14 protein-coding genes are annotated in these 19,458 nt (G+C 43.9%); 13 read left to right on the forward strand and 1 reads right to left on the reverse strand.

Annotation, left to right across the window (positions count from 1 at the left end; all coding sequences use genetic code 11):
- The first annotated feature begins 24 nt into the window (after window positions 1-24).
- From pyrI to F7D47_RS10050, 3 genes are all read left to right on the forward strand, one after another.
- On the forward strand, window positions 25-489 hold the full coding sequence (pyrI, locus tag F7D47_RS10040; protein WP_117587317.1) for an aspartate carbamoyltransferase regulatory subunit: 465 nt from the start codon (window positions 25-27) through the stop codon (window positions 487-489).
- A 132-nt stretch (window positions 490-621) separates the two neighbouring features.
- The gene (gene glyA, locus F7D47_RS10045) at window positions 622-1,902 is read left to right on the forward strand and encodes a serine hydroxymethyltransferase (protein ID WP_117587318.1); all 1,281 of its coding nucleotides are present in this window, start codon (window positions 622-624) and stop codon (window positions 1,900-1,902) included.
- A gap of 90 nt (window positions 1,903-1,992) precedes the next feature.
- The gene (locus tag F7D47_RS10050) at window positions 1,993-2,772 is read left to right on the forward strand and encodes a DUF5020 family protein (protein ID WP_228112456.1); all 780 of its coding nucleotides are present in this window, start codon (window positions 1,993-1,995) and stop codon (window positions 2,770-2,772) included.
- 100 nt (window positions 2,773-2,872) lie between these two features.
- Here the strand turns inward: F7D47_RS10050 and F7D47_RS10055 are convergent, their stop codons facing one another.
- Window positions 2,873-3,739, reverse strand: coding sequence for a GIN domain-containing protein (locus F7D47_RS10055; protein WP_153085645.1), 867 nt, complete (start codon window positions 3,737-3,739; stop codon window positions 2,873-2,875).
- A 504-nt stretch (window positions 3,740-4,243) separates the two neighbouring features.
- On the opposite strand from F7D47_RS10055, the gene F7D47_RS10060 reads away from it, so the two are divergent.
- The 10 genes from F7D47_RS10060 to F7D47_RS10105 all read left to right on the forward strand — a co-directional run bounded on the left by F7D47_RS10060 (window position 4,244) and on the right by F7D47_RS10105 (window position 19,427).
- Window positions 4,244-5,113: an Rpn family recombination-promoting nuclease/putative transposase gene (locus F7D47_RS10060; RefSeq protein ID WP_153085647.1), complete on the forward strand. Its 870-nt coding sequence runs from the start codon at window positions 4,244-4,246 to the stop codon at window positions 5,111-5,113.
- Window positions 5,114-5,172: 59 nt separating this feature from the next.
- Window positions 5,173-5,421 (forward strand): hypothetical protein, encoded by a 249-nt coding sequence (locus F7D47_RS10065; RefSeq protein WP_153085649.1) that lies wholly within the window; start codon window positions 5,173-5,175, stop codon window positions 5,419-5,421.
- A 1-nt stretch (window position 5,422) separates the two neighbouring features.
- Window positions 5,423-5,623: a hypothetical protein gene (locus F7D47_RS10070; RefSeq protein WP_144150554.1), complete on the forward strand. Its 201-nt coding sequence runs from the start codon at window positions 5,423-5,425 to the stop codon at window positions 5,621-5,623.
- A gap of 1,669 nt (window positions 5,624-7,292) precedes the next feature.
- The gene (locus F7D47_RS10075) at window positions 7,293-9,740 is read left to right on the forward strand and encodes a hypothetical protein (RefSeq protein WP_153085651.1); all 2,448 of its coding nucleotides are present in this window, start codon (window positions 7,293-7,295) and stop codon (window positions 9,738-9,740) included.
- Between the two features lie 150 nt (window positions 9,741-9,890).
- On the forward strand, window positions 9,891-12,413 hold the full coding sequence (locus F7D47_RS10080) for a hypothetical protein (protein WP_153108145.1): 2,523 nt from the start codon (window positions 9,891-9,893) through the stop codon (window positions 12,411-12,413).
- Between the two features lie 166 nt (window positions 12,414-12,579).
- Window positions 12,580-13,917 carry a hypothetical protein gene (locus F7D47_RS10085; protein WP_153085654.1) on the forward strand — a complete coding sequence of 446 codons (1,338 nt, stop codon included), beginning with the start codon at window positions 12,580-12,582 and terminating at the stop codon, window positions 13,915-13,917.
- An 18-nt stretch (window positions 13,918-13,935) separates the two neighbouring features.
- Entirely contained in the window at window positions 13,936-15,117 is a 1,182-nt protein-coding gene (locus F7D47_RS10090; RefSeq protein WP_153085656.1) for a multidrug transporter, read from the forward strand.
- Between the two features lie 3 nt (window positions 15,118-15,120).
- Window positions 15,121-16,740 (forward strand): hypothetical protein, encoded by a 1,620-nt coding sequence (locus tag F7D47_RS10095; RefSeq protein ID WP_153085658.1) that lies wholly within the window; start codon window positions 15,121-15,123, stop codon window positions 16,738-16,740.
- 26 nt (window positions 16,741-16,766) lie between these two features.
- Window positions 16,767-18,083, forward strand: a complete 1,317-nt coding sequence (locus F7D47_RS10100; protein WP_153083878.1) for a glycosyltransferase family 2 protein — start codon at window positions 16,767-16,769, stop codon at window positions 18,081-18,083.
- Window positions 18,084-18,170: 87 nt separating this feature from the next.
- Window positions 18,171-19,427 carry a nucleotide sugar dehydrogenase gene (locus tag F7D47_RS10105; RefSeq protein WP_153085659.1) on the forward strand — a complete coding sequence of 419 codons (1,257 nt, stop codon included), beginning with the start codon at window positions 18,171-18,173 and terminating at the stop codon, window positions 19,425-19,427.
- Window positions 19,428-19,458 lie beyond the last annotated feature (31 nt).

Genomic DNA, 19,458 nt, shown 5'->3' on the forward strand with positions numbered 1-19,458 from the left:
CACTCAACATTAAAAAAAAAAGAGATGGGAAACAATAAAAGTCAATTAGTGGTTGCGGCTATCGAGAACGGTACCGTAATCGACCATATACCAGCCGAAAAGACCTATCAGGTAGTAAATCTGCTCCAGTTGGAGAAGATGGAGACCCCTGTTACTATCGGCTACAACCTGCCAAGCAAGAAGATTGGCAAGAAGGGCATCATCAAGGTTGCCAACAAGTATTTTACCGATGAGGAAATCAACCGACTCTCTGTCGTTGCGCCTAACATCGGACTGAGTATCATCAAAGACTACGAAATCGTAGAGAAGAAGACCGTCAAGACTCCTGATACGCTGAAGGGCATCGTAAAGTGCAACAACCCTAAGTGCATCACCAACAACGAGCCTATGCAGACCCTCTTCCATACCGTAGACAAAGTGCTCGGTATCGTACGTTGCCACTACTGCGACAAAGAGCAGCAATTGGGCAAAGTAGAGCTCTGCAAGTAATAAAAACAGGTAGTTTATAACAAAAAGTAAGCAATATCACTCAAAATGTTACGATTTATTTGGTAGTTTGAGAGATATTGCTTATTTTTGCACCCGATTTCATTAAACATCAACCATAAAAAGTAAAGGGAAATGGTAAAAGATCAAGAGATTTTCGACTTAATCGAAAGAGAACATCAGCGCCAGCTGAAGGGTATGGAGCTTATCGCTTCTGAGAATTTCGTGAGTGACGAGGTGATGAACGCTATGGGTTCTTACCTTACTAACAAGTATGCCGAGGGGCTGCCAGGCAAGCGTTATTATGGCGGATGCCAGGTAGTTGACATCGTAGAGAACCTCGCCATCGAGCGTGTAAAGAAGGTGTTCGGTGCTGAGTATGCCAACGTACAGCCTCACTCTGGTGCTCAGGCTAACGCTGCTGTTCTGCTTGCCGTATTGAAGCCAGGTGATACCTTCATGGGTTTGAACCTCGACCACGGCGGCCACCTCTCTCATGGTAGCCACGTCAATACATCCGGTATTCTCTACAACCCTATCGGTTACAACCTGAACAAGGAAACAGGCCGTGTAGACTACGACGAGATGGAGAAACTGGCTCTTGAACACAAACCAAAACTGATTATCGGTGGTGGTAGCGCTTATAGCCGCGAGTGGGATTATGCCCGCATGCGCAAGATTGCCGATGAGGTAGGCGCTCTCCTCATGATTGATATGGCTCACCCTGCAGGTCTGATTGCAGCCGGTCTGCTCGACAACCCATTGAAGTATGCGCACATCGTTACTTCTACTACTCACAAGACCCTCCGTGGTCCTCGTGGCGGTATCATTCTGATGGGCAAAGATTTTGACAACCCATGGGGTTTGACTACCAAGAAGGGCGAGGTTAAGAAGATGAGCATGCTCTTGAATTCTGCCGTATTCCCAGGTCAGCAGGGTGGTCCGCTGGAGCACGTCATCGCTGCCAAGGCAGTAGCCTTCAATGAGAATCTGCAGCCTTCATGGAAGGAGTATGCTACTCAGGTAAAGAAGAATGCAGCCGTACTCGCAGATGACCTCATCGGTCGCGGATTCGGTATCGTGAGCGGTGGTACAGACAACCATTCTATGCTCGTAGACCTCCGAAGTAAATATCCAGATCTTACAGGTAAAGTCGCTGAGAATGCGCTGGTTGCAGCCGACATCACAGTCAACAAGAACATGGTTCCATTCGACAGCCGTTCTGCCTTCCAGACATCAGGTATCCGCCTGGGTACAGCAGCCATGACCACACGTGGTGCCAAGGAAGATATGATGCACCTCATTGCCGAACTCATCGAGGAGGTTCTGAATGCTCCTGAGGACGAGAAGGTCATTGCTCGCGTTCGCGAAAAGGTGAATGCTACAATGAAGGATTACCCTCTCTTCGCATACTAATCGTTACGGATAAATATAATTACAAACTGCGGGCCTTCCGTCCGCAGTTTTTTGTTTCATTTAATAAATAATAAAGAAAAGAAAAAAATTATGAAAAAGATGAAAAGCCTACTGCTCATGGCACTTGCGTTGCTCCCTGCGAGCAAAACTTTAGCACAGACCAACGCCCAAGTTTTCTACGACTTCGGCAGTGACCGCAAGTTTGTTACCCTCACACTCGAAATGTTCAAGCAGGACAAATGGGGTAACACCTATTTCTTTGTAGACCACGACTTCAATTACGACAAGATGGACACCAGCAGTCCAAACGTGGCACAGGGTGGAACCTATACTGAGATTTCACGTGCATTGAACTTCTGGCAGAACAGCCCAATGAAGAACTGGAGCCTCCACGTAGAGTATAATGGTGGTATTACCAAGAACTACCCTATCAACAATGCCTGGCTCTTCGGTGTGGAGTATTTCATGCACGACAAGAGTTTCAAGAACACCTTGACACTCCAGGCACTCTACAAGACTATCCGCAAGACCGACCAGAACGTGCCAATGCAGTTTACTGCTGTTTGGGGATGCAAAGACATCTTTGGATTAAAGGGATTGAACTTTAGCGGTTTCGCAGATTTCTGGTGGGAGAATCACAGTTCTTTCAAGGATAAGGATGGCAACCTGAAGCTCGACAAGGATGGCAACATCGATTACAAAGCCGAGCACACCGTCTTCACTACTGAGCCACAGCTTTGGTACAATGTAGGTCAGCACTTCGGCTGCGAGAACCTGAGCGTAGGTAGCGAGGTAGAAATCAGCCACAACTTCGGCAGCAATGCCGGCTGGATGGTTCGCCCTTGCCTCGGTGTAAAGTGGGACTTCTAATTACGAATTTCTTAGCTGCGGAAAATTTTCAAAATGAATTTTTGAAAATTTTCCGCACTAATTCTTAACCACTTTATTTTCTGTTTTTCAACAGCTTACGTTACTTCCTTACTGTCAATCCGCCATCAGAAATTCCTCCGATTCCACCTTTATTCTTATTATACTGACGGGTTACGCCGCTCAAGTTAACTCCGCCAACACCCTCGGATGTAGCGTTTACACTTTGGCAGTCAACCTTGGCTTTCACGCTGCCCACGCCTTCATTCTTGATAATCAGACTGCCGCCCTTAAACATTCCCAGATTAACAGAGCCTACGCCCTCATTATCCAGTTTCACACTTCCCATCTCAATCTTAGAGATTTTCACTGAGCCTACGCCTTCGTTATCAATGTTCATATCATCTCCAGCCACATCATCGATATTTACCGAGCCAACACCCTCGTTGGTTATCTCCAGTTTGTTGGCAAGAATCTTCCCAATCTTGACAGAGCCTACACCCTCGTTATCGATTTTCAGGCGGTCGCTATTAATCGTCTTGGCATAGAATGAACCCACGCCTTCCTGTGCAATCTTCACCAGGTCAGGACTGGTGATATAAATCTTGAGTCTGTTCTTTTCAGAGTTACACGCGGCAGGCACTTTGACCTTTCCGTTGAGTCCGATCTTTACCTCGCCGTCACGATAAACCACCTTGAGTTTCTCCTTGAGTTTCTGTACGAACTCAGCATCCTTGATGGCAGAGTAATCCAATCGAACGCTGCATTCATCGCCATTGTTCTGGGTATAATAAACGCTGGCAATCACATTCACGTCGATTGCCTTGAAAGGCTTCTCGGTCAAATCATCCTGCGTAAAGTTGAGACTTCCCTTCATTTCACTGGCAGAAGATCCCATACTGCAAGAACTCAAGCCCATTGGGGCAAAGAATAAAGCGGCAGCCACCGCCCAAATACCAAATTTCTTCATACTCATATCTAATTTTATATTTCTAAATACGTGATATACCGAAAACCTATTCTGTTTCGGAAATCTGATGGTTAGACGCAAGAAGATACATAAAGGTTGCAGGATAAGAGAAAAAATGCAGAAAAAAAAGTGCAACAGAAAGCTATTCTCACAGGAACAGCCTCCTGTTCTTACTGAAACAGCCTTCGTTAGTCACTGAAATAGCCTTCGTTAGTCACTGAAATAATATTCGTTGACTATTGAAGTAAGCCTCACTCCAATTTCAAGCAAGCAACACGCCATAACATTAAGGTATTCAAGGAAAAGGCACAAATTCTACAAGGCATTCCAATAGATTTATTTTTCTCTATCCCCCAATGCAAAAAATTGCCTAAAAATTTGGAAGTTACAAATTTTCAGCGTATCTTTGCAGAAGATTGTACGGCGCTCGGCAATTCGAAAGCAAGCTTTCATTGCACTCACTGACATAATCTTTGCAAAAGTATTAATTTAAATGAATCGCGTATGAAACAGGCAGAAGAAAGATACATCAGCTTGCTGACCGACTTCGGTTTCAAGCGAATTTTTGGAACGGCAATGAATAAGGAATTACTCATTTGCTTCCTCAACAGCTTGTTTAATGGCAAACAGGTTGTGAAGGACGTGTCGTATCTGAACCCGGAACACGTGGGAGATGTATATACCGACCGCAGAGCCATCTTTGATGTATATTGCGAAGGCGAAAACGGCGAGAAGTTCATCGTAGAAATGCAGAATGCGTACCAGACGTATTTCAAGGATCGCGCCCTTTTCTACTCCACCTTCCCTATCCGCGAACAGGCACCCAAGGGAAATGAATGGGATTTCAAACTCAATCATATCTATACCGTTGCCCTGCTCAACTTCAACATGAACGAGGATGCTTTCGACAAGGAGAAAATCCGCCATCATGTGCAGTTATGCGACACAGCTACCCACAAAGTATTTTACGACAAACTCGAATATATCTATGTAGAGATTTCTAAGTTCAACAAACCCCTGGAAGAACTGGATACGCTCTACGAGAAGTGGCTCTATGCACTGAAGAACCTCTATAAGCTTACCCAGCGTCCTAAAGAGCTGTGCGACAAAGTCTTCGACCGTCTCTTCGAGGAAGCCGAGATAGCCAAGTTCACTCCGCAGGAAATGAGGGAGTACGAAACCAGCAAGATGGCATATCGCGACATCAAGAATTCCGTAGACACCGCCAAGCGTGAAGGTATAGCCGAAGGCATGGAAAAAAGAAGTCTTGAGATTGCCAGAAAGATGCTGGCAAAGGGCATAGATGAAGCGACGGTAAAGGAAATAACCGGGCTGTCGGCGGAACATATACTGCAGCTAAAAGCAGAAATATAGATTACTTATTTGCTGAGCTGAAAATAACAGCAACAACATGTCTTAGTTTTTTTTAAAATATGACAACATTAGAGTTACAAACAGAATATCAATCACTCGTCAACATAATTGCCAACGAGGATTACGAGACAATAAGCAAGGCTGTCAAAGCACTGAAGAAAATACTGTCTCCTAACAAGGCTGTGTCTCCCAACAAGACAAAGACTAAGAAAATAACCAAGGCAGACTTAGTTATAGACCCAAGAATTGCAGCCATGACTAAAGGCATCAACTCGCCAGAGTCATTCGACTACAAAAACGAAATGTGATATGATTTCAGAAAAAGAATTAAATAGCTATCGGCTGACAAGCATGGAAGAGCCAACAGATGAAATGCTGGCTCAGATTATGCATGAGGCAGCCGAAATATACAGAGAAGAGCACGAAGATACAAAGAAAAAAGTAATAAACATGATAAGAGAAGCTTCCAACCAAGCTGCTCATAAATATCAAACCCTATATGGCAAATAATACACATAAACCTGCTGAACTTTCGCAAGTTTTACCCCACACGCCCTGAACCAACGGTCACCGGCCGAAGGGAAAGGTAAAGGGCAGAAGCCCCTAGCCCAGGGCATCGCCCTGGGTAATTACGGACGCAAACCTGTCGCCCTGTAAGGGCAAAAGCTTTAAAACTCCAGGCAAAACATAAGGCTTTTGCCCTTTCAGGGCGACTAGCTTGCACACATTATACCCAGGGCGCTGCCCTGGGCTAGGAGCTTTTGGGCCTTCAGCCCGTTCTTGAACCACATGCGAAAGTTCAGCAAATAATTGATAAACCGAATACCGTTCTGTTTCGGAAATCTTTGTTTTCCAGGTTTACTGAACGACCGTAGAGAGTGATAACTTCTTTAACTTCCCTTAACTTCCCCAGATACGAAAGTTCAATCTAATATGCAAAACTTCAAGTTTTCTGCGTTAATATTTGTTTAAAAATCAGTCCTTTTTCGGTATCGTTAACTTCTTTTATCTGATAATTGTTTAACACAACATAAGACGGGATGCCCTACCCCACTCGCTTTTCAAAGATTTCAGCGGTAAGAAAAGAGAAAAAATGGGACCCTAAAAAAATGGCACCCATTTCGGAACCAAAAATAAACGCTTAAAATATGTAAAAACGGGCAGAATTCTTAAAATATGTTTATAAAAAGCGAAAAACACCCTTCACCACCCTTCACCCGTAACTATTTGACACATAAAACCTTAAATAAAAAGGTGAAGGGTGAAGGTTTGAAAACTCTTTTTTATATATACGCGCGGCAAGGGGAAAAATCCGTTTTTTCATTTTTCTGACTTTCTGGTTTTTCCAAAAATCCTAAAAAAAGAATATATATATAAGATTTAAAATATACCCTTCACCTCGTCGCCACAACACATATCCATCATCGTATTCCCAACATTTGTTTTCCTGGTTTACTGACTCCACTTTAAAAAGTGGAATCAACTTTTTTTACCAGAAAAGTTTCACAATAGAAAAAGGAGGTATGAAACATGGACTAGAGCTGACGTAATTCAAAAGAATCTGTGTAAATCTGTGAAATCTGTGGGACATAAAAAAATCCCACAGATTTCACAGATTTACACAGATTCATTATTGTTTACTTTATTAAAGTGGGCTCTTTACTGAACTTTCGCATGTGGTTCAAGAACGGGCTAGGAGCTTTTGCCCTTTACCTTCCCCTTCGGCCGGTGACCGTTGGTTCAGGGCGTGTGGAGCTTACATGTGAAACTTGAGTGGTTTCTTCGGAGATATTTTTTTATCTTTCGGAGATATTTTCGTATTCTTCGGAGATATTCTGCTATCTTTCGGAGTAATTTTCGGGTTAATGAGTTCAGAAATGTTATCGTTTGACAAGCGGAAGAGCCAATTTGTTATCGCCCACAACAAACCAACCGATTGAGAATCAGAACAAAAAGTAGCGAATTAAGTTTATTTAACCCTAAAAAACAACTATTTATGAAATAATTTCATTAAATTTGCAGCGTCTAAAAGCACCACTTGTAAGTGTACGCAAGATGATGATAGTCAAACTACCAAAACGATAGTCAAACTACCCAAAAAAACAACGAGCTGAAGGACAAGAATATAAGTAAGTGATATTAATCAGAAACTGAAAGTACAATTTAAACTTAAATAGATATGAAAGTATTCAATTCTACTCTTGCTGCCATCGGTTTGGCAGCATTCGTATTCGCATCATGTAGCGACAGCACCGACACCCCTAACAGCGGTAACGGCAACTCTGTTGTGGATGTTACAACTATTGGTCTTACATCTTCAACACCAACAGGAGTATTTAACTACAAAAACAGTACAGCCAACGCCCGTAAGTTCTTCGGTTCAAGAGCTGCAGGTGATGTAACTTTCATCACTGCGATGCCAACTGACATTCCTCAAGAGCCAAACTTGAAACAAGAATTGCAAACGGGCAATTCAAAAGACTTGGTATTTACTGAAGGAGGAATTAACGCTTATGCTATCAAGAACAAAAATACCGTAGACTTGACCGGCAAACGTATTAAGGGTGTAAAAATCTTCGTACATGGTGACGCAACTTTGATTTATGACAAGTCAGAAGGTGGCAACGAAATCGTTCTTGCAAAGGGTGCCAAGATACAGTATAAAGGAACCGGTAGCATGATTTCTGCTACAGATAAAGTTTATGTTACAGAAGCCAGTGCACGAATTAAATCAGACAACGATATCGTTATTGAAGGAGAGCTTTACGCTAACTGGAGAGGTATTGGATATGAGTCAGGCAAGGAGCAAGAACTCCGCACTGGTCTCGGTAACACTACAACCAATGCAAAGGGCGAGAAAGTTGTCCCAACTCAGAACATCACTTTCAAGAATGGCTCAAAGGCATTTATTGACGGTTCTCTCCGTGCAGTTAATCTGAACATCGAGGAAGGTGCTTCTGTAAATGCAACTGCAAATATTCTCAATGCCACAAATGTAACAGTTAATGGAGGCTTGAAGTTTGGTGGTTTCTTGCAGGCAGGCAACGTTACCGTTAATGGTACTATTGATGCGAGCTCAGCAAACACTGCTATCAAGGTTACAGGCAAGCTCAACATGGAGAGTGGATCTTCATTGACAGCTCACTATGTAAATGTTACAAACAACGAGAAGGATGAGAACAATTCAGTTACTAAGGTTGGAGAGGCAGAGCTTAACTTGAAGTCTGGCAGCAACATTACAATCTCAGATGGAAACGTTATCAATGTAAACAACCTCAATACAGATAATGCATCATCCGGCCAGATTACATTGGCAGGAAATGATGCAGTAGCAGTAATTAAGGCTGACAAGTTCACTAACAACGGAAGCGATAAGATTGACGCATTTGCTACTCCTGGCAATAATTCAGTATTATTGCTACAGTTCACAAAATGCTTCAATGGCAATGGTGAAATGCCTTCTGCAGGCGATCTTGACATCTCAGCATCTTATCTTGACTATGACAAGACTACAACTGGTGATGTTGTTAAGTTGATAAACGAGAATCACAAGAAGTATGGCTACAAGTTGACTGTCGACATTAATGCCATCAAGTCTAATCCAAAGCTTGACTTGGTTGCTGCATTCAACCCTTCAAACAAAGCCATGTCTGCATCGTGCATCCAGAACGTAGGCGACTACATCTACGTATCTTACCACACAAATGGCAAGGCTCGCAAGGGTGGTCTTGAAGTACTCCACTTCGAAGGAAATCAGATTAAGTCAGATCAGGAAGTACAGGGTACAACAGGTTTGGACATCAATCACCTGCTGGTAGACAACAATCGAGTATACGTTGCTGGAGGTGAAGTAAATAAGGGTGCCATCTTCGCTTACGTTCCATTGCAGAACAACATTTTGACAACAGGTGATGATGCAATGAAGACATACGTACTGAATGCTACTGAGCACAACAAATTGGACGCTAACAGTATCACAAAGTATGGTGACCACTTCGTAGTAGCTTCAACAAGAGGCTTCGAAGACTACGACAAAGACTTCAACCACATTTGGTTTGAGGATACAGAAGTTAAGAGCGTTGTTACAGCAAACGACAAGGTATATAGCTTGGTTGCTACAGGAGCAAACACAACAGGTACAATCAAGGAGTTCAATACCACAATGTTCAACAATGCTTCTAAGACTTACACTACCAATGGTAATGTAGGACCAGAGAACGGCAAGAACACTATCGCTGTTGATGGAACAGATCTCTACGTTTGCCAGGGTGCTCGTGGTCTCGTTCGCTATAATTCAAATGGCGACAAGGTATGGGATTATGTAGTTCCTACCATCCAGAACGAAAAGAGCGACAAGTATGGTGCCGTTAAGGGTTACTGCAATGGTGTAGCAATCAGCGGAAACTATGTATTTGTAGTAGCTGGTGGTTATGGTGTAGTTGTACTTGACAAGGCAACAGGTAAAGAGCTTTGCCATCGTATCGCATTCAACGGCAAACAGGAGAATGGCAAATGGAAGAATGGCAACTCTGCTAACTACGTAACAATAGGCAAGGATGGTTACATCTTCGTAGCTTATGGCCAGAGCCGTGTACAGGTATTCAAACTCACTTCAACAACTAAGTAATTAGATATTGATAAAATACTCTCTTGTTCTCCCCCACTCTCACTTTTAGGAGTGAGGGAGAACAAACCTTATAAAAAGCTAAGATAACTAGCTAATAAAAAGGTATACGTGAAATACGAAAGGAATATTAACGGTTAATAAAAGACTAATATGAAAGCTATTAACATCAAACTAGCTTCTTTTACATTCGCAGCAATGCTCCTTACATCTTGTAGCGATTCAAACGAGAGCCCATTATCTCCTTCTACTCCACAGGATGTAGTAGGTAAAGAAGTTACTTCGATTACAGATGCTCAAACTCTTGCATCCCGTGTATACAACTTCAAGGTATCAGCAACAAGTAGAGCAGCTGATGTCCCTCAAGCTAGTATGGGCGATGTATACAACATGCCAAAGAAACCAAATGTACCTGCTGATGCAATTGAAATTGTAGAGGCTTGGAATCCTGAAGGTAAGCCATATTCAACAACTAACCTTCAAGCAGGCAAATCATATTTAGTAAAAAAAGGAATACATCTAACAAGTGGATTAAACTTGAATGGTGCAACACTATATGTAGAAGGTGAGCTTACAATAGACAATTTTTGGGGAAATTCAAATGGTAAGCTTATTGTCCTTGGTGGAACAGTTAACATTAATATTAACCAAAATGATGGAAATGTATTCCTAAGCTCTGGTGTAAAGTTATACAACTATGATGGCAAGATTACATATAACAACAGTAGCTCAAGCGACTTCTTTATTTCTGCCAATGACGAATTTTACACAAATACGGATTTGAACTTAAACGGTAAGGCACTGAAAGTTCAAGGTAAATTCTATGCCGGCGGAAAGGTTATTACAAGTGATCTAAAATCCCTCAAGGGTGCTATCGTAAACATTCAGGGTGGTACTGAGGGTCTAGAAAATACAGACGTTAAATTGGATGGTATCGTCAACATTGATGGTCATGCTAAATTTAAGAGCCTTACATTTGAAAATAGTGGTCAGTTGTATTGCTGCTCACTTGAAATTCCTGGAGATTTGATTTTAAAGGGTGGAGACGGTGCAGGAAGTGCACTCCACACAAACTATATCAAAGCCAAGAACATCACCATTATGTTTCCTACCAATATATACTTGGTAAACAATAGTACTATTGAATGCGAAGGAACATTGACAACCAACAAGAATGGTAGCGGTTCTGTCATTCTTCAGGGTAAGGATGCCAAGGCTTTGATTAAGGCTAACGAAATCAAATATAATGGAAGTGACAGCCCAATGTCATTGATGGATTGTTATATATTCCAAGCAAAAAATGATGGTGGTGAGTTCTACATCGATGTAAAAAAGATGAACAATAGCGCGCCTGGTGGAGATAACTATCTCTTTAGCGATTGCAACTTCCCTAATGCTGGTAAAGCTCATAACTTTAGCAACAACTCAAACCCTGTTGTAGCAAAACCTGCTGAATGCGGTTATACATTGGAGCCAGAGGATCCTACACCAGGTAAGAGAATCGATGAAGTTGGTGAAATTGGCTACGACCATACTCACGACATCTCTGCAACTTGCATTCAGGAGTATAATGGCAAGCTCTATATGTCTTATCACACACGTGGAAAAGGACACGGTGGCTGTATCGAAGTATTCGAGACAGATGCCAATAAGCAGACTAAGTTGTTACAGTACTTGCAGGACAAAGACAACACAATGGACTTCAACCACTTGATGATTGACAGTAAGTCTTCAACTCCTAATTTGTATGTAGTAGGTAACTATGCTTACCACAATGAAGCAGGTAAGCAGACTGAAGCAAATGGTTTGATGGCAAGAATTGGTATTAATTCAAGTGGACTCTTGGATACAGATGTTAAGAACATTGGCGATGCTTTTGTTAATCCACTTATCATCGTCCCATTGGATCAGACCACTCAATCTTCAAGCTTAGATGAGAATGCCATCATACGCGACGGAGACAAACTTCTCATCACAAGTACTAGAGGTTATGAAGTTTACGATGCAAACACATTGGAACTTCTCAACAGCAAGCCAACTCCAGGTAAGGCAAAGCACATCGCCATCAATGGCAATGAGATTGCAGCCCTCTACTACACCACAAGTCCTAGCGACCCAGATGCAGCAGTTGATGCTAAATTGGATTTGTTTGATGCAGGTGCTAACATTGCAACAGCAACTCCAAAGAAGACTATCGATATCGCAAGCATCACACCTAACAATGGTAAGAACACAATTGCCATCGACGGTGAGAACATCTATGTTTGCCGCTGTGCAAATGGACTGACATGCTACGACAAGAATGGTACTGAGAAATGGACATGGCAGGCTCCACTTACAGCTTCAACCAAAAAGCCACAGGGATATGCTAATGGAGTAACATACGATAACAATTATGTATACTTAGCATGTGGTGGCTATGGTCTTGTTGTTCTCGACAAGAACGAGATGGAAAAAGGCAAGCCAAAGGTAGTAGCTAAGACACGCGTAACAGGCGTGGCAGATGAGACTACAGGTAAGATTTCTTGGAATTCTGCTAACTATGTAAAATTATACAATGGTTTAATTTATGTAGCTTACGGTAAGAATAGATTGAAGATATACCAGTTGGTTGACAAAAACGCATCTGGTGCAGGCACAAGCTATGAGACTGATAAGAAGCAGACAAAGAAGTAAGAGAATACTAAGAAGTATTTAATACAAATAAATACCCTAACACGAGATGAATGCAGCTGCAACAGCTCGCAGCTGCATTCATCGTGTTTAATAACTCATTATGAAGCGAAAAATAATACTATACTCAACTACAGCTCTGCTACTTCTCATGGCAGCACAAAGCTCTATGGCTCAGACGAAAGGCAAAAAGCCGAAAAGTTTCAGCCCTAAGATGCTCGTATATGAGAATCTGAAGAACAATAATGTACTGAGACACTTCAAACAGCGCTTCGCACAACTCGACACTCTCATCAAAAACCCTATCTGGGTAAAAGCTCCAGTCATAGAACTGGGACTCAATAAACAGCATCACGCTGATATCAACAAGACCGACTCTCTGTTCTGGTCGAAAACCGCACATGAGCACCTAGCGCTCAACAGACACAACGGTCTGGAAGTGACCGGACAGGTTTATGCCCGACCTGACGCGTACTTCGATTCTGATGAAGACGACGCAAAAGAGGTATCAAAATATAAGATGAAGGTTCAAGCCGAACTGGGTTGGAACATCATCAACTCGAAGTTCTACCAAGGCAAGGAGAAAAGAACAAAAATTGCTCTTGCTAATGAACTCGACCGCTTGCAAATAAAAAAGCGCCAAACTGCAGACATCTATGAAAAGGCAGCCGATGAGCTGACCGAACAATATAATTTCTATATCGGTACTGTCATAGCACACAGACTGGACAACCTCGACATCATGAACGAAGCGTACCAGTTTATGCTTGAGAAAGACCGAATCAGCAACGACAAGATGCTGAAAGTGATGAACGATAAGCTGGAGGCTGAATATGACATCTCCGTGCTCTGTACAGACAGAGATATCACCAACAAGCCTATCTACCGCATCAAACCAACCAAGATCGTGGTAGACACAACAGCCCTCTGGAACCATCTGAACCAGGAAAGTCTGGATGCACGCATCATGATGGTGAAAGAACAGATTGCTGACAACGACAGCAAGCTGACCAACTATTTAAGCACTACCCGACTCACACCATTCGCAAGATGGTCGAGCTACTGGCAGAGCAACAACAAGATTTCGAACAATGCCGACGTGGGCGTGAGATTCACCATTCCTATCTGGAACGAAACGCCACGCAAACGACAGGCACTGGAGACCCAGAAGGAAATCATACGCAGCAGCCGTGGTACCGATGTGAAGGAAATAAAACAGTCGGTAGGCATCCTGCTCAAGAAGATAGACAACCTGAACAAGGCTATAGCCACCGAGGCTTTCCATATATACCAGACCGGCAAATATATCGAAATGCGGCGGTTTGCCTACCAGAACCAGAAGCAGGGATACAACTATCTGATGCGTATGGACGAATATACGGGACTCCTGGAAAGTATGGAGCGTATGTACAAACTGATGCAGAACCGCGCACTCGCTATCATCAATATCGAGAAAGCCGTGAGCATCTATGACAACAACAACATCTTCAAAGAAATAGAACTTTGAATGTAAGGAAACCAGAATATGAATGAATTCCAATATAATGGCACGCCACAAGAACAGGCGATGGCAGACTTGCTGAAGACGCAGGGTCACCGCCTTGCCAGACAGCAGATTATCTTTGCCCTGATCTTCCTGCTGGTTATCGTGCTTGCCGCCTACTATATTGTCACTCGTATGATATGGGCAACCTTCGACGGTTATATAACCCTCGATGAAAACCGTATCAGTGCCGTTGACGACATCTATATCCTTAAGGTGAACAAAGAAATGGGTGAAGTGGTGCATAAGGGAGATACGCTCTACTCTTATGTACTGCTAGGTAATATTGTGAACCAATACGACCCGAACATTCTGCCTTCTGCCGTAAAGGAGACTCACGACATGGAGGTACAGGCTAAACTCGCCCAGCAGGAGATTCCGGTGCTGCGTACCCGACTTGCCGAACTGAGAAAACAGAAAGCATCTGAAAGTTCGGACATCTACTACGGTCTTACCGACAACACCAAGCGAAATGAACTGGATGCCGAGATTGCCGAGGTAGAAGAAGAACTGAGAAAGCAGGCTAAGAAGGTGGAAATCTACGCACAGGCAAAGAACACCACCTATAACTTCATGAGCCGTAGAGGAGCCGGCAGAGCAAATGCTTCCATGCCTTACTCCAACACCAGCATATACAACCCTGGTCTGATACACTACTGCTGTGCACCAGCCGATGCCTACATCTCAAAAATCAATGTGAGCGACAAAACCCTGGTGTTCAAAAGCGAGGAGGTGATGGTTATCCAGCATACCGACTATGCAGACTGCCATCTGGGCGTAATCGCATACGTACCAAACGACATGGTGAAGTATATGGAAAGCCCTGACGATGCAGACATCATCATCAACAAAGACCTGGAACTGAAGGCTAAGTTGCAGATGGTAGGTCTGAGAGTAGAGGAAATACCAAAGCATCTGCAGAGTAACTTCTCGCATGATGCCAACGCAGTGGTTGCCGTCTTCACCCTGAACCCGAACCAGAGAGTACCGGCATGGGTAATGAGCAACAGACTGCCGGTAAGAATAAGAGTGAACAAGATTGGTGCCATGCTCGATCCGAAGCCACTACCGATGTACACCGTCCCAGTGGGCAAGAACGAAAACGTGAAGCGAAGCAACATGATTTCGAGCGACACCAATAATCATCAAGATAAAACGAAATAAAGAATGATTGGACTTAGAAGAAACAAACGTGGAGATATGGTGCTCACCATCGATAGCTATATAGATATCGACTCGACACCGGACATCCAGCCCGACTACTTCGATTGTATTTACATCAATACGAAGAGTGAGCGTGCGTTCCATGCTATACTGTTTGGAGCCAGTCCAATCTTATCATGGAAATGTAGCTACAAACCGATATTCGTCAATACGGCGTTATCGGGAAAGGGACAGATCATCGACTATATCGTCGATGCCTATGTGAGCGACATGAACAATGAAAAGGTATATGAGATTATAGACAAAATCAAGCTGGCAAGACAGAAGTTTGGTGTAAAAAGCGAAACAAGCCGTCCTACACAGCCTAACCAGATCTTTGCCAACATCCTGAAATACCTGCTCTCAAGAGACCAGCGAATCATGGGACACCGACTGCTGGAGAAATCGTCTTTGGGATATATCAACCCAATCTTCGAGCACTATCACAGTATGAGTCTCTTCCATCTCAACGAGATGTTCATGTTCATCGACACTATGGTGGAGTTCGGAGCACTGCGCATTCACCGCTTCCTGCTCAAGGAGCACCTCTGCCCTAAGTGTAACCACTCTCACCTGCTCTATACTGAGTGCTGTCCGAAGTGCGGAAGTTCGAACCTGAAGATACAGAACATCATCCACCACTTCAGCTGCGCCAACGTATCGCCGGAAAGCAGCTACAATGTGGGCGGTATGCTCATCTGTCCGAAGTGTCACAAGAAACTGCGCCACATCGGTGTTGACTATGACAGACCAGCCGTGGTATATACCTGCAACGACTGCGAGAACTCGTTTACCTCGCCTATCACCAAGGCAACCTGCTGCTACTGCGAGAGCACCTTTCCGGTAAATGCCCTGGTGCCACGAGACGTAGAGGACTACGAGATAACGGAAGAAGGAATCAGAACACTGACCAGCGGCAACATCATGTTCAGCAACATGGTGAACATCTATGATAACTTCATGGAATATTATCTGCTGATGAACCGACTGCGACGCCAACTGATGGAAGCCTACCGCAAGGATGAACTCTCGGTCATGGTAGGCAAGATATGGATTATAGATGATAACAAGGATACCGTAAAGATAAAGGAAAGCATACAGGGCAAGCTCTGTAGAATCTTCTCCAATCACAAGGTGTCTTACTACAACAATATCTTCTACGTATCCTCTACCCTCTATGAGCAGGGAGAAACGGTGGAAGAGGCTCAGCAGAAACTGAGCAAGGAGATGTCGATAGCCATCAGAAAACTCGCCAACTCGATAGAACCGGACGAGATTATCTGCAGCATGCTGGAAACCAAGGCGAAGACCATCGCCAACAACTATGACGAGTTCTTCAACAAACTGCAATATGTGGATATGACTCCAGACGACTACTGCCGCTACTCAGAGGAACCTCTGATGAAGGAAGAAGAGAAAGAGGTGAAACCGCAGGAAGAGCTGCTTGATACGGAGCCGAAGGAAGATGAAAACGACAAGATACAGAAGCGCATCGTGCTCTACAAGAAACTCGTTGCCATCCTTGTCACCATCGCAGGTATACTCATAATCATGGCCCTCTTGGCGCTCACCGTGCTGAGATAAGCCATCAAGAAGAAAGGGAAAAGCGTATGTTTAGCATAGCAGAACATCTGAACGATTTCTTCGACTGGATCAGCACGCTATCGTTTAGCAGTATCGTGAATACCTACTGGTTCCTCTTCTTCATCGAGATGCCAAGATATTATATCCTGGAATATCTCGTAATCGGAAACCGACTGATGAAGAGAAACCAGATAGATAAAGAGAAAGAATATGCCAAGTACTTCCTGTACCGCGAGAATCCGCTTATCAGCATCCTCGTACCGGGAAAGAACGAAGGCAAACATATATTCAAAATGGTGAACTCGCTGGCTGAGCAAACCTACCGCAACTACGAAATCATCGTGGTAGACGATGGTAGCGACGACGACACCAAACTGATTTGCAACGACCTCTACCGAGCCGGGTATATCACCCACTACCTGAGGTTGGATACAAGAGGCGGTAAAGCTGCCGCCAGCAACTATGGAGCCCAGATGGCAAAAGGCAAATACATCGTATGTCTGGATGCCGACTCTTCGCTCGACCGTGATGCACTGGAGAAAATCCTACTCCCCTTCTACATCGACGGAATGGTGAAGGGCGTAGGAGGATGTGTGAAAGTGCGCAACTACAAGGAGACCATCTGCTCATCGCTGCAGGCTTTCGAATACCTGAAGCGAATACAGGTGGGACGTATCGTAACCAGCGAACTGGGTATCTACCACATCATTTCGGGAGCATTCGGAGCCTTCGAAAGAAAGACGCTGAAGGAAGTGGGCTATTGGGACATAGGACCGGGACTGGACGGTGACCTGACACAGAAGATCCGCAAAGCCGGATATAAAGTGAAATTTGCCGAAGATGCCATCTGTATGACCAATGTTCCTACCAAATGGTACAAGCTGTATCATCAGCGCATCAGATGGTCGCGCTCGCTCGTGAGATTCCGTCTCCGCAAGCATGCCGACATTCTGCTGCCTACCAAAAACTGGAGTATCCTTAACTGGTTATCCAACATGGAGAGTGTGGTTTTCGACTGCTTCCTCAATTTTCTGTGGTTGTGGTATATCATCAAGCTCGCCATCACGTTTAACACGCACATCATCGAGGTGCTGGCGCTGGGCTACTTTATCAGAGTATGCTTCTCGCAGCTTGCCTTCCTCCTGGTGCTGATGGTTTCAGAAAGAAAGAAAGACGTGTGGTTCCTCTACAGATATCTGCCACTGATGTCGCCTTATACAGGTTATTTCCTGCGTATCGCCCGTCTGTCGGCTCATCTGCAAGAAATCTTCTTCCGCCGTTCTTACAAGGACGCATGGAACCCTGAGAAGACTTCGCGCTATGCTCAGCTTGAAGGAATCTAAAAGATCCGAGTTACTTGCTGTAACGCAAACACAGCAGGGAGCTCCCAATAAAAGAAATAACATTATAAAACATAAACAATATAGTATATGATAAACAAGTCTTTTGAGTTTAAGATTGGAGTAATAGGTTTGGGGTATGTAGGTACTCCACTGGCATGCTTATTCTCAAAGAAATACGATACATGGGGTTATGACATCAAAGCAGAGAAGGTAGCCAAGTTAGCCAAAAGCACGATGGAAGACAACAGACCTGTATCCAAAGCTTTGGAACAGGGACTGAAACTGACCAGCAATATTGATGACCTGAAGAAGTGTAATGTGTATATCATCGCTGTACCGACACCGGTGAACAAATCGAACAAGCCAGACATCAGTTGCGTGCGCAATGCTACAGCTGAGGTTGGCAAGATTCTGAAAGAAGGTGATATCGTAGTCTACGAGAGTACCGTTTACCCAGGTCTGACAGAAGAGGTCTGCGCCCCATTACTGGCATCTACATCAGGATTGAAGTTGAACCAGAGTTTCGTTGTAGGCTTCTCTCCAGAGCGCATCAACCCGGGCGATACTGTTCATACCATCGAGAACATCGTGAAGGTTACCAGCGGTTCTACACCCGAAGCAGCTGCTATCATCGACAGTCTCTATGCTTCAGTACTTACCCATGGCACCTACAGGGCGAAGAGTATCAAAATAGCAGAGGCATGTAAACTGATGGAGAACTGCCAGAGAGACATACAGATAGCCTTCTTCAATGAGATGGAAAAGATTTTCGACAAGATGAACATCAACATCGAAGACGTAACGGCGGCAGCTAGCACAAAATGGAACTTCGTGCCAGCTACTCCAGGACTCGTTGGCGGCCACTGCATCGCGGTAGACCCATACTACCTGATTAACAAGGCACAGGAGGTTGACGTGGTACCATCGCTGCTCTCTACAGCCCGCGAGGTTAACGAGCAGATGGCGGTATGGATGGCAGGAAAGATAAAGAATGCATCTGAAAGCAGAAAGTTCAAGGCTCCGGAGACTAACGTGCTGATTCTCGGCTTCTCGTTCAAGCCAGACAGCGATGATATCAGAAACACAAAAGTAGCCGATCTCTATATCAACCTGGTAGGAGCAGGTTACAAAACCACACTCTACGATCCATTGGTAGATGTAAAGGAAGTAAAAGAAGAATATAATATCAAGGTGACAGATGATCCTAAAGTTCTGGAAAAAGAGTATCAGATTGTGGTAATCGGTACTCATCACAAGATGTTCGACAGTATCGATATGAACAATCTAATCACTGATAAAGGATTCATATGCGACATCTACGGCATTCACAAGCCAAGAAACTAGATCTTCAAGATCGGAAAGAACCTATATAATA

Source organism: Segatella copri, assembly GCF_009494835.1.
Lineage (GTDB): Bacteria > Bacteroidota > Bacteroidia > Bacteroidales > Bacteroidaceae > Prevotella > Prevotella copri_F.